The organism is Streptomyces sp. NPDC001220, from assembly GCF_053597895.1.
In genome coordinates this window covers 75,854-88,842 of sequence record NZ_JBSFJE010000026.1, presented here as the reverse complement: position 1 = coordinate 88,842, position 12,989 = coordinate 75,854, and the positions used below count along the sequence as shown (strand labels likewise).

The 12,989-nt window shown below is 69.6% G+C and carries 17 protein-coding genes and 1 pseudogene; 8 read left to right on the top strand and 10 right to left on the bottom strand.

All coding sequences use genetic code 11. The annotated features are described in order from the left end of the window. Window positions 1-7: 7 nt before the first annotated feature. From ACWDGI_RS40830 to ACWDGI_RS40820, 3 genes are all read left to right on the top strand, one after another. Window positions 8-922: an alpha/beta hydrolase fold domain-containing protein gene (locus ACWDGI_RS40830; protein WP_450768097.1), complete on the top strand. Its 915-nt coding sequence runs from the start codon at window positions 8-10 to the stop codon at window positions 920-922. Window positions 923-1,016: 94 nt separating this feature from the next. Further along, entirely contained in the window at window positions 1,017-1,460 is a 444-nt protein-coding gene (locus ACWDGI_RS40825; RefSeq protein ID WP_450768096.1) for a MarR family winged helix-turn-helix transcriptional regulator, read from the top strand. 86 nt (window positions 1,461-1,546) lie between these two features. Continuing rightward, on the top strand, window positions 1,547-2,188 hold the full coding sequence (locus ACWDGI_RS40820) for a carbonic anhydrase (protein ID WP_450768095.1): 642 nt from the start codon (window positions 1,547-1,549) through the stop codon (window positions 2,186-2,188). Window positions 2,189-2,391: 203 nt separating this feature from the next. On the opposite strand, the gene ACWDGI_RS40815 is transcribed toward ACWDGI_RS40820, so the two are convergent. The 3 genes from ACWDGI_RS40815 to ACWDGI_RS40805 are packed head-to-tail and all read right to left on the bottom strand — an operon-like array spanning window position 2,392 to window position 3,541. After that, window positions 2,392-2,658, bottom strand: coding sequence for a DUF4235 domain-containing protein (locus ACWDGI_RS40815; protein ID WP_450768094.1), 267 nt, complete (start codon window positions 2,656-2,658; stop codon window positions 2,392-2,394). Further along, window positions 2,655-3,125, bottom strand: coding sequence for a DUF3618 domain-containing protein (locus ACWDGI_RS40810; protein ID WP_450768093.1), 471 nt, complete (start codon window positions 3,123-3,125; stop codon window positions 2,655-2,657). Before ACWDGI_RS40810 ends, ACWDGI_RS40815 begins: the two co-directional genes overlap by 4 nt. Further along, the gene (locus tag ACWDGI_RS40805) at window positions 3,122-3,541 is read right to left on the bottom strand and encodes a phage holin family protein (RefSeq protein WP_450768092.1); all 420 of its coding nucleotides are present in this window, start codon (window positions 3,539-3,541) and stop codon (window positions 3,122-3,124) included. The genes ACWDGI_RS40810 and ACWDGI_RS40805 overlap by 4 nt, the downstream gene beginning before the upstream one ends. 446 nt (window positions 3,542-3,987) lie before the next feature. Here ACWDGI_RS40805 and ACWDGI_RS40800 point away from each other — a divergent pair, with 446 nt between their 5' ends. Then, window positions 3,988-4,692 carry a DUF4097 family beta strand repeat-containing protein gene (locus ACWDGI_RS40800; RefSeq protein ID WP_450768091.1) on the top strand — a complete coding sequence of 235 codons (705 nt, stop codon included), beginning with the start codon at window positions 3,988-3,990 and terminating at the stop codon, window positions 4,690-4,692. A 256-nt stretch (window positions 4,693-4,948) separates the two neighbouring features. Here ACWDGI_RS40800 and ACWDGI_RS40795 read toward each other — a convergent pair whose 3' ends face one another. Further along, window positions 4,949-5,539, bottom strand: a complete 591-nt coding sequence (locus ACWDGI_RS40795; protein WP_450768090.1) for a TetR family transcriptional regulator — start codon at window positions 5,537-5,539, stop codon at window positions 4,949-4,951. Window positions 5,540-5,665: 126 nt separating this feature from the next. Between ACWDGI_RS40795 and ACWDGI_RS40790 the strand changes: the two genes are divergently transcribed. After that, a complete protein-coding gene (locus ACWDGI_RS40790) occupies window positions 5,666-6,577 on the top strand; it encodes an SDR family oxidoreductase (RefSeq protein ID WP_450768089.1) in 912 nt (303 codons plus the stop codon). On the opposite strand, the gene ACWDGI_RS40785 is transcribed toward ACWDGI_RS40790, so the two are convergent. Further along, window positions 6,553-6,867: an ATP-binding protein gene (locus ACWDGI_RS40785; protein WP_450768088.1), complete on the bottom strand. Its 315-nt coding sequence runs from the start codon at window positions 6,865-6,867 to the stop codon at window positions 6,553-6,555. The two genes, ACWDGI_RS40790 and ACWDGI_RS40785, sit on opposite strands and share 25 nt — an antisense overlap. Before the next feature lie 196 nt (window positions 6,868-7,063). Next, complete coding sequence (locus ACWDGI_RS40780) at window positions 7,064-7,567, bottom strand: MarR family winged helix-turn-helix transcriptional regulator (protein WP_450768087.1); 504 nt, start codon at window positions 7,565-7,567, stop codon at window positions 7,064-7,066. Between the two features lie 288 nt (window positions 7,568-7,855). On the opposite strand from ACWDGI_RS40780, the gene ACWDGI_RS40775 reads away from it, so the two are divergent. Together ACWDGI_RS40775 and ACWDGI_RS40770 are read left to right on the top strand one after the other, a co-directional pair. Then, window positions 7,856-8,158: a hypothetical protein gene (locus ACWDGI_RS40775; protein WP_450768086.1), complete on the top strand. Its 303-nt coding sequence runs from the start codon at window positions 7,856-7,858 to the stop codon at window positions 8,156-8,158. Window positions 8,159-8,166: 8 nt separating this feature from the next. Then, the gene (locus ACWDGI_RS40770) at window positions 8,167-9,111 is read left to right on the top strand and encodes an NADP-dependent oxidoreductase (protein WP_450768085.1); all 945 of its coding nucleotides are present in this window, start codon (window positions 8,167-8,169) and stop codon (window positions 9,109-9,111) included. Window positions 9,112-9,139: 28 nt separating this feature from the next. Here ACWDGI_RS40770 and ACWDGI_RS40765 read toward each other — a convergent pair whose 3' ends face one another. Together ACWDGI_RS40765 and ACWDGI_RS40760 are read right to left on the bottom strand one after the other, a co-directional pair. Next, a complete protein-coding gene (locus ACWDGI_RS40765; protein WP_450768084.1) occupies window positions 9,140-9,514 on the bottom strand; it encodes a flavin reductase family protein in 375 nt (124 codons plus the stop codon). Between the two features lie 129 nt (window positions 9,515-9,643). After that, a complete protein-coding gene (locus ACWDGI_RS40760) occupies window positions 9,644-9,919 on the bottom strand; it encodes an acyl-CoA dehydrogenase family protein (protein ID WP_450768083.1) in 276 nt (91 codons plus the stop codon). Here ACWDGI_RS40760 and ACWDGI_RS40755 point away from each other — a divergent pair. Beyond that, window positions 9,840-10,166 carry a winged helix-turn-helix transcriptional regulator gene (locus ACWDGI_RS40755; RefSeq protein ID WP_450768120.1) on the top strand — a complete coding sequence of 109 codons (327 nt, stop codon included), beginning with the start codon at window positions 9,840-9,842 and terminating at the stop codon, window positions 10,164-10,166. The two genes, ACWDGI_RS40760 and ACWDGI_RS40755, sit on opposite strands and share 80 nt — an antisense overlap. 296 nt (window positions 10,167-10,462) lie before the next feature. Here ACWDGI_RS40755 and ACWDGI_RS40750 read toward each other — a convergent pair. After that, window positions 10,463-10,858: pseudogene (locus ACWDGI_RS40750) on the bottom strand (carbohydrate binding domain-containing protein); the annotation flags it as partial. Window positions 10,859-11,774: 916 nt separating this feature from the next. Continuing rightward, window positions 11,775-12,836 carry a glycoside hydrolase family 19 protein gene (locus tag ACWDGI_RS40745; RefSeq protein ID WP_450768082.1) on the bottom strand — a complete coding sequence of 354 codons (1,062 nt, stop codon included), beginning with the start codon at window positions 12,834-12,836 and terminating at the stop codon, window positions 11,775-11,777. Window positions 12,837-12,989: the final 153 nt, after the last annotated feature.

Sequence of the window (12,989 nt, the reverse complement as noted above, 5' to 3'; positions counted from 1 at the left end):
ACCCCCAGTGCTCTCGGCGAAAACGCCCTTCCCCGCCGGCGGGATGCCGCCGTACGACCCGGCGACCCTGCCCCTTCCCCCGGCCGCACTCACGAACGCCGGAGCAAGGCTGCTGCGCGCCGCGGTGTACGACATGCCCGAAGGCAGCCGGCCACTGGAGATGGACCTGTGGCTGCCGGCCGAGGTGTCCGAGCCGGTGCCGGTCGTCGTCTTCGTGCACGGCGGCGCCTGGCGCACGGGGCTGCGCGACGACCTCGGTCCCCGCTTCCGCGGCTGGGCCCCCAGCCCCTTCGCCCGCCTGGTGCGCGCCGGGTTCGCCGTCGCATCGCCCGACTACCGCCTGAGCGGCGAGGTCACCCATCCCGGTCAGCTCCACGACCTCCACACCGCGCTGACCTGGCTCCACACCAGGTCCGCCGACCTCGGCGTGGACACGACCCGCACCGTCCTGTGGGGCGAGTCGGCCGGCGGACACCTCGCGGCCCTCGCCGCCCTCACGGCAGGTGACCGGGTCGAGGGGCTCGTCGTACGCGGCTGCGCCACCTGGTACGCCCCGACCGACCTGACCCGCCTGGCCGAGGACCAGCCCCCGGGCGCTTTCGACCCGGCCGACCCGGGCACCCCCGAAGCACAGCTGATCGGAGGCGCGCCCACCGACGTACCGGCACGTGCCCGGGAGGCCAGCCCGGTCCGGTACGTGTCGTCGCAGGCGCCGCCCTTCCTCGTCCTGCACGGCACCGAGGACGCGCTCGTGCCCTACGCCCAGAGCGAGCGCCTCGTCACCGCGCTGCGGGACGCGGGCGCCCGCGCGGACCACCTGCCGGTGCCCGGCGCCGCCCATCTGTGGCTGGGTGTCGCGGAGGAAGAAGTGGAACGGTGCTTCACCACGACCCTCGACTTCGCCGCACGCTGCGTCTGCTGACCGTCCGGGCCCCTTCCCGTGCGGGCGACCGGTGTGCGCGCCGGGTGGGAGACGGAGTGGATAATCCGACTCGTCGCCGACCATTCGAGGAGCCATGAGTCATCGGTCAGCCAACGTCCCGCAGCTGTTCTCCGAAGCCAGGCGCTGGTTCGAGGACGCGCTCTTCGCGAGCATGGAGGCGGCCGGAGAACAGCCGGTGACCACCGCCCAGGCCTCCGTCTTCGCCATGCTGGACGAGGAGGGCACGACCGTCTCCGAGTTGGCGCGCCGGATCGGCGTCACCCGCCAGACGGCACATCAGGCCGTCCACAGCCTGATCGGCATGGGACTGCTGAAGCAGATCCCCGACCCCGGGTCCGCGCGCCGGGTGCTGATCCGTACGACGGACGACGGGCAGCGTGTCCATGAGCGGGCACAGGCCACCATAGGGATCATCGAGTCGGTGCTCGCCGAGCGGATCGGCCGGCCGGCCGTCGAGGCGCTGCGGCAGGCCCTGACCGCCGACTGGGGAGAACCGCCGTTCGTCGCCGCTCCCTGAGGCGAGGGCCCGGGAGCACCTTTCGCCCGAGGCTTCCGGCAGGACCAGGCCGTGCGACGGCTGACGCAGGGTCCTAGGCTGCCACCATGACCGAGATCCAGACCCCGGCGCCCCGCGACGCCTTCGAGCTGCTGCTGGCCGGCAACCAGCGCTTCGTCACCGGCGCCCCCGTGCACCCGAACCAGGACGCCGCCCGCCGCGCCGAGATCGCACCGTCCCAGCAGCCCTTCGCCGTGCTGTTCGGGTGCTCCGACTCCCGGCTGGCCGCCGAGATCATCTTCGACCGCGGCCTGGGCGACCTGTTCGTGGTGCGCACCGCCGGCCACGTCATGGGGCCGGAGGTGCTGGGAAGCATCGAGTACGGCGTGGACGTGCTGGGCTGTCCGCTGGTCGTGGTCCTCGGCCACGACTCGTGCGGCGCGGTCGGAGCGGCGTGCGCTGCCCTGGAGAACGGCATCACGCCGGCCGGATACATCCGGGACGTCGTCGAGCGGGTGACCCCCAGCGTGCTGGCAGCACGAGCCGCCGGAAAGGTCGAGCCCGAGGAGATCCTCGCCGAGCACATAAGGCACACCGTCGACCTGCTGCTGGACCGCTCCCGGGTACTCGCCGAGAAGGTCGCCGCCGGCCAGGCCGCCGTGGTGGGCCTGTGTTACCGCCTGGCCGACGGCAGTGCACAGCTCGTCGCGTCACGCGGCCTCGATACGGCGGTCCCCGCAGCGTCCTGATGCCCCGGCCGTGGCTGCTCAGCTCGATTTGCCGCGGTCGGAGGCCCTCGAACAGGTGAATGCGGAACACCGATTGGTGCCTGGTCGCCGATGACGCGGAGCCCCACCCGAGTCACGACATGGGCTGAAGCGGCCGAGCCGGGGTGATGCCGAGCATGCGGCGTCCGCCCCGGTTCGGCTGCGGGGGACGCCGACGGCAGTGGTCAGCCGGGCCAACTGCCGGTCAGCCGGCGGATGGCGGTTGCGCCGCCGCGGTCGACGGCGGCTTTGACCCCGGCGAAGATCGCGCCCTGCAGGGCGGCTGCGGACAGGACCTCAGCCCAGGTGCGGTGTTCGTCGGTGGCGTTCGGGGTGTCTTCGTCGTGGCCGAGCCGTTTCCAGACCTGCTTGAACGCCGCACCGGCCAGCATGCCGCTGAGGGCTCCCATGGCCGTGCCGAGTGGTCTGTAAGCGATCTTGCTCGCTTTCATCGCTGCTTCCTGGAACGGCGGACGAGCAGCAGCGTGATGAACGCGCCGACCGCCACGTACAGCGGGGCACGGTTGGCCCGTGCCGCCCGCAGGCCCTGGCCGGCCTTCTCGCGTACCGGCTCCGGGGTCTTCTCCCACGCGAGCTGACCGGCATGAGTTGCCTTGACGCGAACCTGTTCCGTGGCGGCGGCGGCCTTGGCGCGTACCGGCTCCGGGGTCCTGTCCTGCACCACGTGGATCACGTGTGCCGCCTTGTCCCGCAGTTGGGCCTCGGCCTGTGTCTTCTTCTTCTCGACCTGCTGCCTGACGGCGTCCGCCTTCTCCTGGGCGCGGGCCTTGACATCGACCTTGGCCGTGAGCGCCTCGACGGTCTCGCCGAGTTCCTCGCGGGTCGCCTCGACCTGCTGACGCAGTTGCTCTGTGGAGGGTGTCGCCTCATCGCCCGTGTGCGGCTTGTCCTGGGTCATCGCTGTGCCCTCTCCTTGATTTCGGCTACGTCGGCCTCGACGCTGTCGATGGTCTGTTCCGGCGTCGGCGGGGATGCCTTGCTGATCTGCCGCTTGCCACGGGCCGCCGTCAGCGCGGTGACGCCGGCCAAGGCGGCGGTGACGATCAGCGCCGCCGCCCACACATCCATGACGAGCGAGAGCGCGGCGATCACGGTGGCCACCAGCGCCTGGAGAGTGAGAACACCCATCAGGCCGGCGCCGCCGAGCAACCCACCGCCCCTGCCGAACCGTTTGCCCTTCTGGGCCATTTCCGCCTGCGCCAGGCGCATTTCGTCGCGGACCAGCTGCGACAACTGCTGCGAGGCACGTTGGACCAGGTCGCCGACCGGTTCCTGTGCTCCACTGTCGGTGCGTGGGGAACCCGCTGCGGTCATGGGTGCTCACCTGTCCTTCGTCGGCGTTGCGGCGGATCCTGGGCCGTTCGGCGTCCGTTCGTGCTCGCCGTCGGCCCTGGATCGCCGTGGGCTGCGACCAATCGGCCTTCTCCTGACACCGTCTGATCGTGTGTCCGGGTACCCGACCAACGGCACCTCACCACTTGCCGGAGCAGACGCCACCAGAACGGTCGGAGTGCGGCAGACCGGCGTGACCGAAGTCGGGCACGCCGGAGGGGTGGCGCGCACCACCCCAAGCGCGAGTTCGTAGCGGCCGGACGAAGAGCCGTGCGGTGGTGAATGACGGCCCAGTCCTGGCATTGGGGGGTTTTCCCCAGTGAGGGCGGGAGAGCGGCTGCGTAGGATCGCGATGACTGATCAACGATTCAACTCGCTTCACACGGGGGACTTTCATGCGACGCCCACAGACGCGCGTTCCTACCGCGGTGGCTCTGGCTGCTCTCACGGTCAGCGGGCTGTCCGCGTGCTCGGCGCTCAGCCAGAAGACCTTCGAGGACGATGCCAAGGTGCCGCAGAGAATCACCTCGATCCGTCTCGACAACAGGAACGGAGAGGTGAAGGTGGACGCTTCGACGGACGCCTCCACGATCTCCGTGCACCGCAAGGTCAACTACCGCGGTGACAAGCCGAGTGGCACGTCCTTCCGCGTCAGGGACGGCGTCCTGGTGCTGTCCGGCTGCGGCAGGAACTGCGGCGTCGACTACATCGTCGAGGTGCCTGCCGGTCTTGCGGTGACAGGAGGCACGTCCAACGGTGGCCTCACACTGACCGATGTCGGCACGGTCGACGTACACACAAGCAACGGTGAGATCGCGGTGACCAACGCCACGGGCCCTGTGAAGCTACGCACGTCCAACGGTGACGTCAACGTCAAGGACGTCAAGGGCGGCGGCATCGACACGCAGACATCGAACGGCGAGGTGACGATCCAGACGGCCACCGCGCAGAACATCAAGGTGCGCACGACCAGCGGCAACCTCACGGTCACCACACCACCCGCCAAGTACCGGATCTCCGCGAACGACTCCCACGGCGACAAGAACGTGGCGTTCAAGAACGACCCGTCAGGCATGTACCGCCTCGATCTGTCGACGACGAACGGTGACTTGAGCGTGAAGTCGGCAGGCTAGTCGGCGACCGGACAAGGCCGCGTGGCCACTTCGGGCAGGCACCCGGGCGTCAACCGCTGACGGACGATCCACTCCGTCGGCTGCCGTCCACGACCGGCGTGAGCACCCCGACAACCGGTCACACCCGCTCTTTGACCAGTGAGCCCATTTTCATCCTGACTCTGAGCTGGCCGGATGGAGGGGGAGGACAGCGTGGACGAGGTCCGTGATCCGGAGCGTCGAGCAGCAGGTCGAACCCCACCAGGGCGGGACGGTTTCAGTTGCCAAGCCGTCTCTGCGTCGGCCGACTGGTCGAGGAGAGGGCGCGTAGATCGTCGAAGGCTCGGAGGAGATGCGCGTCCAGGCTCTGTGAGGGGTCGTCGATCCAGGCTTGGGCCGCGTGGTGGAAGGTGGCCCAGCCGGTATGAGCCGCCAGGTCGGCCAGGCGGTCGGGTACCTCGCGCTGCCGTAGGGCCTGTGCTACCGCTTCGGTGAGAGATGCGCCTTTGGCCAGGTCGCGCTCGCGGAGAGCCGGTGTCCTGGCGATGATCTCCAGTCGTGGTTCGGAGAACGGGCGGTTGTCCTCGAGGATGCGCCCGGCCTTCCGGAAGGCGCACAGCAGTATGTCGAGTGGTTGAAGCCCGTCCGGGGCGTCGGCGACCTCCTGCATCAGCGCGGCTCGCAGGTCGGCTTCGCCGGCGAAGAGCACCTCGCGCTTGTCGGGGAAGTGCCGGAAGAACGTGCGCTCGTTGACGCCGGCCCGGGCCGCGATCTGAGCCGTGGTCGTCTGATCGAACCCGTGTTCCTGGTATAGCTCCAGGGCCGCCTGCTGAAGGCGGCGCCGCGCTTCCGCTCCGCTCCGTGGCACTGCTCGAAATTAGCACATGCGCCAGTGACTGACATTTCTTGACGCCAGTGACTGGCGCTACGTAGTGTCACCGACTGGCGCTATGTAGCGCCAGTCGCTGGCGTTACGCGGAAGAGGGAACACTTCATGCACATCTTTGTCACGGGCGGTTCCGGTCAGACCGGCCCCGCCGTCGTCGCCGAGCTCATCGCGGCCGGCCACACGGTCACCGCTCTGGCGCGCTCGGACGCTGCTGCCGCCCGGCTGGAGTCGCTGGGCGCCACACCGCACCGCGGCTCCCTGGACGACCACGACAGTCTGAGCAGCGGCGCCCGGACCGCCGACGGCGTCCTGCACATGGCTTACGGCGGCGACTTCTCCGACCTCGACGACATGATGCGGCGGGACCGGACCGCCATCGAGGCGCTCGGCCAGCCGTTGGAACGCTCGGGCAAGCCGTTGGTCATCACCTCGGGCACGCTGGTCATGCCCGCCGGCCGGGAGACCACCGAGAAGGACGAGCCCGACACGGCCGGAATCGCCGCCTTCCGCATCGCGGGCGAGCGAGCCTGCCTGGGCTTCGCCGCCCAGGGAGTACGCGCGAGCGTGGTCCGCCTCGCTCCCACCGTCCACGGCCCCCAGGACCACGGCTTCATCCCCATGCTCATCGCCACCGCACGAAAGACCGGCGTCTCGGCCTACGTCCGCGACGGCACGAACCGGTGGCCCGCGGTACACCGGCGCGACGCCGCAGTCCTGTTCCGCCTGGCGCTGGAGAAGGCTCCCGCGGGCAGCGTGCTGCACGGAGTCGCGGAAACCGGCGTCACCATGAAGAGCATCGCGGAGACGATCGCCCGGCGCCTGGATCTGCCCACGGTCTCGCTCACACCCGACCAGGCTGCCGGGCACTACGTCAGCCCGTTCATGGCCAGGGTCTACGGCTTCGACGCGCCCGTCTCCAGCTCCTGTACACAGGAGATGCTCGGCTGGTCACCCATCCACCCGACCCTCCTCGAAGACCTGGCACACGGCGACTACTTCACCACGCCGATCTCCTGACCACCCCGCACCCATCCGCAGCGCCCCGGCCGTGTGGTCCCAAGACCGACGGACGCAGGGGCGCGGGCCGGCCGGCGAGGGAGTTCCTCGAGCCGGCGCGGATCAGCGTCCAGGAACCGTCCGGCGACGTGCACCGCGCGGCGGCCGGTGAGCTCGGCCTGCCGGGCGGCGTAGCGCACCAGCGAGGATTTGCCGATGCCGCCGGGACCGTGCACGTACGCCACGTGCGGGGCGTCCGCCGCGCCCGACAGCATCCGGTCGAGCACCGGCCGCTCCGGCTCCCTGCCCACCAGCGCACCGGCTCGAGCTTGTGCCAGGCGGCCCGCCAGCCCCGCCGCTCCCGATCCAAGTTCCTCTCTGGTTTCCCTCTTGCCTCTACGGTCGAGCGGCCCGCGAACCGCGACCGGTGGGCCGATCCTGCCGCCCGGCTGGTCACGCTCGTCCTGATCCGCGGCGGTCTTCGGCGCTCCGACGCCTGTCGCGTTCTTATGCTCCGTGTTTGCGGCGGCGAGGCGCGGCCGAGCGAGGCGGCGTTGAGCGCATGTGGTCGCGCACCGGCGCCAGCAGGCCTGCGAGAGCCTTGGCGTCCTCGCGTGAAAGCGGCTCGAACAGGAGGCCGCTGACCACCTCGACGTGGCCCGGCAGCACCTTCGCGAGCAGCTCGCGCCCGGCATCGGTGATGGTGACGGTGATGCTCCGCTCGTCGTCCGGCGAGGGTGCGCGGACGACCAGGCCCTCCTTTTCGAGCAGACCTACCTGGTAGGTCAGGCCACTGCGGCTGTAGACGACGCCGTCGGCAAGGTCGGTCATGCGGTGGCTGCCCGTCGGCGAGTCTCCGAGGCGGGCCAGCAGTTGGAACTGCACGTAGCTGAGATCCCCGGTCTCGCGCAGCTGCTGCTCGACCGCATGCCGGAGCAGGCTGGTCACCTCGACGAGGTCGAAGTAGGCGCCGAGCTGCACGGGGTCGAGCGACGGCGGTGAATCAGGCATGACCGGATTCTACTGCTTCGAATTCGAAGGGTGTGGTCGGCTGCCGTTCCACCACGCCACGGGCGGAGCCGGAACTGAACTCCTCCGCGAATTCCGCTGCCGTCCCGGGCGGGTGGATCGGGCGGACGCGAGGGTCTCAACGGCCCGATGTCGCGACCTCATCAGCGCACGATGTGGGCAGTGTTGGGCCCGGCCGAGCACCGCAGAACAGGGAGATCGGGCAGGGGTGCGGCGCAGGGTTGCGGAACGGAGGACGGCGCCGCCGCCCACGGATTCCGAGGACCGGCCATGAGCATCCCCTGCCTCGCGCAACGTGAGGACCAGCAGCAACTCGAGTGGATCGGCGGGAGTGTGTTCAGCGTCCTGCTCGACGCCGAGGCGACCGGTGGCAGGTGCCTGACCGACGTGCACGCCGACCCCATGCCCACGGTCGTCGTCGCGGGCCGCGGCCGAACTCGCCGCGGTGATGCGCTCGCACCGGGAGTGACCGACAGCACTTGCACCGACAGGGCTTGCTTCGAATTCGAAGCAGAGGTACTGTCGTCAACAGTTACTTCGAATTCGAAGCAATGTGGACCGCAGCGAAGGTGAGTACCGAAATGAAGGCAGTACGTTTCCACGAGTACGGCGACCCCGGTGTCCTGCGCTACGAGGACGTGGAGCTGCCCGTTCCCGGGGCCGGTGAGGTCCGCATCCGCGTGGCCGCGACGTCGTTCAACTCCGTCGACGGCAACATCCGCGGCGGCTTCATGCGCGGCCCCATTCCGGTGGTGCTGCCGCACACTCCCGGCATCGACGTCGCCGGCACGGTCGACGCGCTGGGCGAGGGCGTGGCCGGCGTTGCGGTTGGCGACGACGTCATCGGCTTCCTGCCGATGGACGGGAACGGCGCCGCTGCGGAGTACGTTCTCGCACCGGCCGAGGTCCTGGCGTCGGCTCCCAACAGCGTCCCGCTGCCCGACGCCGCCGCACTGCCAGTCGTGGGCCTCACCGCGTGGCAGGCGCTGTTCGACCACGGCAAGCTGACGGCCGGGCAACGCGTGCTGATCAACGGCGCCGGCGGAGCGGTCGGCGGCTACGCCGTGCAACTCGCCAAGGGGGCCGACGCGCACGTGATCGCCACGGCCAGCCCGCGCAGCAGCGAGGCGGTCAAGGCGGCCGGCGCCGATGAGGTCATCGACCACACGACCACCGGGGTGACCACGGCGGTGACCGAGCCGGTCGACGTCGTGCTCAACCTCGCGCCGGTCGACCCGGCCGAGCTGGCCGCGCTCGTCACGCTGGTCCGTCCGGGCGGGGTCGTGGTGAACACGACGGTGTGGATGCCCGCGCCCGCCGACGAGGAGCGCGGTGTGCGCGGCATCGACCTGTTCGTCCGCAGCGACTCCGACCAGCTGTCGCGGCTGGTAGCGCTGATCGACAGCGGGGAGCTGCGCGTCGACGTCGCCGAGCGGGTGCCGCTGGCCGAGCTGTCGGCGCTCCACGCCCGGGCCGCGGAAGGCGCGGTGCATGGCAAGGTCGTCGTCGTCCCGCCTGCCGCCTGACGCCGATCCACCGGAAGGAAATGGTGTCTCAGTCGGCAGATACCTTGCCAGGCTTCCTCTCCTGCGGCTCCGTGACCGAGGTATAACGGCGGCCGTGGTACAGCAGCGGTCCGCGCTGGTCCCGGTTGCCATGCCCGCCCCTGACCGGCGCGGCCAGGACGATGTGGTGGTCGCCCGCCGGGATCCGGTCGGCCATCCGGCATTCGAGCCAGGCGACCGCGCCGGCGACCGACGTGCGGCCGTCGTCGTAGCCGATTGCCGGCTGATCGAACCGGTCGATCCCCGGGGCGGAGTATCTGCGGGCCAGCTCCTGGCTGTCCTCGCCGAGGAGATGGATGCCGAGGCGGTCCGCCACGGCGAGGGCCGGCCACGCGGACGCCGTCCGGGCCACAAAGAAGAGCACGAGCGGTGGATGCCGCGGACACCGAGGTGAACGATGTCGCCGTCATGCCGGCCCGGTCGTCCCTGTCCGTGGTGACGAGGGCGACCGTGGTGGCCTGGTGGCGCATGATGTGCTTGAGCAGTTCCGGGGTCAACGCCGGCTCACAGGGTCAGCGAGACGGTGGGCATCATGTCGAAGGTGACACGGCCGTGGTCCTCGGCGAGGGTGTACGGCGTGACGTACGGGTGCCGGGTGCCGGGTGCCGACGGCGACGTCGCGCCAGAACCGTTGCAGCGGGTTGTCGTCCGCGAATCCGCTCGCGCCGTGCAGATCGAGCGGCAGTTCCATCGCCTCGCGGCATTGCCGGGCGGCTGTCGACAGTTCCACTCTCAGCCGGATACGGGCCGACTGCCCCGCGCGCCCCATCCTCGACCAGATAGCTCACAAGTGGTCGCTGATGGTGATGGCAGTGCTCGAAGAACCCAGGCGCTTCAACGACATCAAGCGGCGACTCGAGGGCATCACCCAGCGAGTTCTCACCCAGACACTGCGCCGGTTGGAGCGCAACGGCATGGTCGTGCGCACGGTACTGCCCACATCTCCCGTGGGAGGTGCTGGGATTTCACACCGATCCCGAAACGCTGGATGGTGGAGCGAACCTACGGCTGGCTGAAGTGAAGCCGTACACCAGGTCGACCGGGCCCCACGTGGCCGGCGGAACCTGCGGCGTCACGGCTCGCCTGGCGTGCAGGCTGCTTCTCTCAGCAGTCCGTTTCATCGGTTACCGGTCGGCTCATGCTGGACATCGTGCCAGCTCTTGAATGGGGCTGTCGTTGCCGGACGGTCGCCACCGAGCTGCTCTGGCCAGTGCTGTGGGGGTCTGCATGTGCGAGAAGAGCCCGTGGACGTGGCGAAGGAGTAGCCGTCGTCATTGCGCCCCGGCCCAGCGGCGCTGAGGCTCTAGGTGTGGCCGCCGCCACCGGCCCGGTTCAGGGTGATGTCGTCGGCGTAGTAGCTGCCCTGGGCGTACCAGCCGTGCACGTAGATCGTCGCGCTGGTTTGGGAGGCGCCTGTGGTGAAGGAGACGGTCAGCGGGCTGTATCTGGTTGGGGACGTGGTCCAGGTGGATGTACCGCCGTTCACGCCCAGGTAGACGTTGGAGCCGCGGACCCAGGCACTGAGTGAGTAGGTGGTGTTCGGCCGTACCGCCACCGTTTGGTTGCACTGCGCGGTGTCGCTTGAACTCACCGTCCCCTGGAGGGCTTTGGAGCCCGTGTGGACGGGGGAGGAAACGATCGAGCCAGGGTTGCCGGCGCAGCTCCACGGCGAGAGGCCGCCCGACTCGAAGCCGGGGTTGGTCAGGGCGTCGGTGCCCTCGACCGCGCCCGGGGCGGCCGAGGTCGGGTCTGCTGGCGCACTCGCCGAGGGCGCGGTCGGGGTGGCTTCGGTAGGGCTGGGGATAAGGAGAGAGCAGCCGAAGCCGATGACGGCCGCCGCGGTGACCGTGATCGCGCCGGCCGCCCGGCGCTGTCCTGGCCCCAGGCGGGGGTGGTCTACGGCACGCGGCGGGCGGGTGTCGCCGTCGAGTGTGGGGAGTTCCGCCGTCTTGCCGCCCGGGACAGGCGGGAGTTCCTCTGTCTCGGCGTCGGTCGGGGTGCGGGGGGCAGGTGCGGCCACGGCTGCGCGGTCGCGATAGTCCTTGTCCTGGCGTATGTCGTCGAGCAGTTGGGCCAGCGCGTCGGTGCGGCGCGGGCGCAGCACGCGGATGGGTTCCAGCGCGGTGCGGTCGTCCGGTGCGTCGGACGCGGGCGGTGTGGGCACGGTGCTCTCCTTCCGTCCCGTGGCGTAGACCGGAGTTGTCCCTCGGCATTCATACGCAGCGCACGCTCCGGAGGTTCAGCCGGGACTGCACCCGGGACTGCACCCGGGGAAGCCACGCTCTATGCCCGTGAGGTCCGGGACAGCCGTACGCCGCCCGGGCGTTGACGCGAGCCAGCCGGTCGGGCATAGCCAAACTCATCATCGTCACCACACGACGCAGTTCTCGACTCCCGACCGGGCGAAGTCGTGCGAAGGCTTCGAAGCTTGCTGCGAGCTGCGCGAAGCTCCTGGCAGAGAGGGTTGTTCCTGTTCGACCCCCAACTACCAGGAGCTTCGCCGTTCTGAATTGCCAATTCGCCAGCTTCCCGATCAGGTTGAAAACCTTCATTGATTCGGTACTGGGGAGGCGGCTACTCGGTGGTGAGACGGCTTGGTGGCAGGACGTTCCGATGGGTGGCGGTCAGCAGGTGAGGTTGGAACCTGCGGGGACGCCGAGGATAGAGGTGAAGGAGAGGTAGTCGTTGACACGGTCCTGCATCTCGGCGGTGTTGCCGCCGTTGCACTCGAGGCTGCCGTTGATGCTGCGGATGGTCTCGCCGAAGCCCGCGCCGTTGACCATGGCGTTGTGTCCGGTCATCGTGCCAGGGCCGGTCTGGGTGTTCCAGTACCACAGGCCGGTCTTCCAGGAGATCGCCGAGTCGGACGCAACCAGGCCGGGGTTGTCCAGCAGGTCGACGCCGAGGGCGTCGCCGGCGGCCTTGTAGTTGAAGTTCCAGCTGAGCTGCATCGGGCCGCGTCCGTAGTAGGCGTAGGTGCCGGCGGGGCAGCCGTAGGGCTCACTCGCGCAGTAGTTCCCGGACTGGTCGACCTCGTTGACGTAGACGAGGCCGCCGGTCTCGTGGTCGACGTTGGCCAGGAACGCCGCGGCCTCCTGCTTCTGCACGGTGGTGCTGCCGGTGGTGGCGAATCCGGGGTAGGCGCTGAGCGCGGCCACCAGACCGCTGTAGGTGTAGAAGGAGTTCCGGTTCGGGAACATCTGGTTGAACTGGGCTTCGCTGACCACGAATCCGCCGGAGCCGCCGCCCGTGCCTCCTCCCCCCGAGCCTCCGGTGCAGGTGTAGGGGGACCAGTACCAAGTGCTGATGGTGGGGTCGTATCCGGGGTTGTCGTGGGTGGCGACGTAGTACTGGCCATTGGGGGTGTACTTCACGATGGCGCCGGTCGCATAGGACTGTCCGGCCACCCAGGCGGGGTAGTTGCAGCTGCCGCCGCCGGTGCCTCCTCCGCCGGAGCCACTGCAGGCTCCTTGGTCGGCCCAGACCGCGGCGACACCGGGCGTCTCGCCCTGTGTCCACCACTTGGCCTGCCAGTTGTCGCCGTTGTAGGAGGCGGTCATGCCGCCGGTGTAGACCGCGCCTGAGCTCCAGGCCGCGGCGCAGTCCGCCGCCGCCGCGGGGCTCGCGGCGCCGAAGACGGTGAACGCGCCGAGGAGGCCGACCAGTACGGCCAGCAGTGCTGTCATGCACCTGCCATATACGGGTCTGCGATGCCCGCTGGGCATGGTTGTGCTCATCTGCCACTCCAGACGTAGGGGGTGAGTGGTGGCCCCTGCAGCAAAGCGTGATTGGTCCAGACCAGTCAAGGGTCAGGTAGGGGCATTTGCCAGGGCATGGGC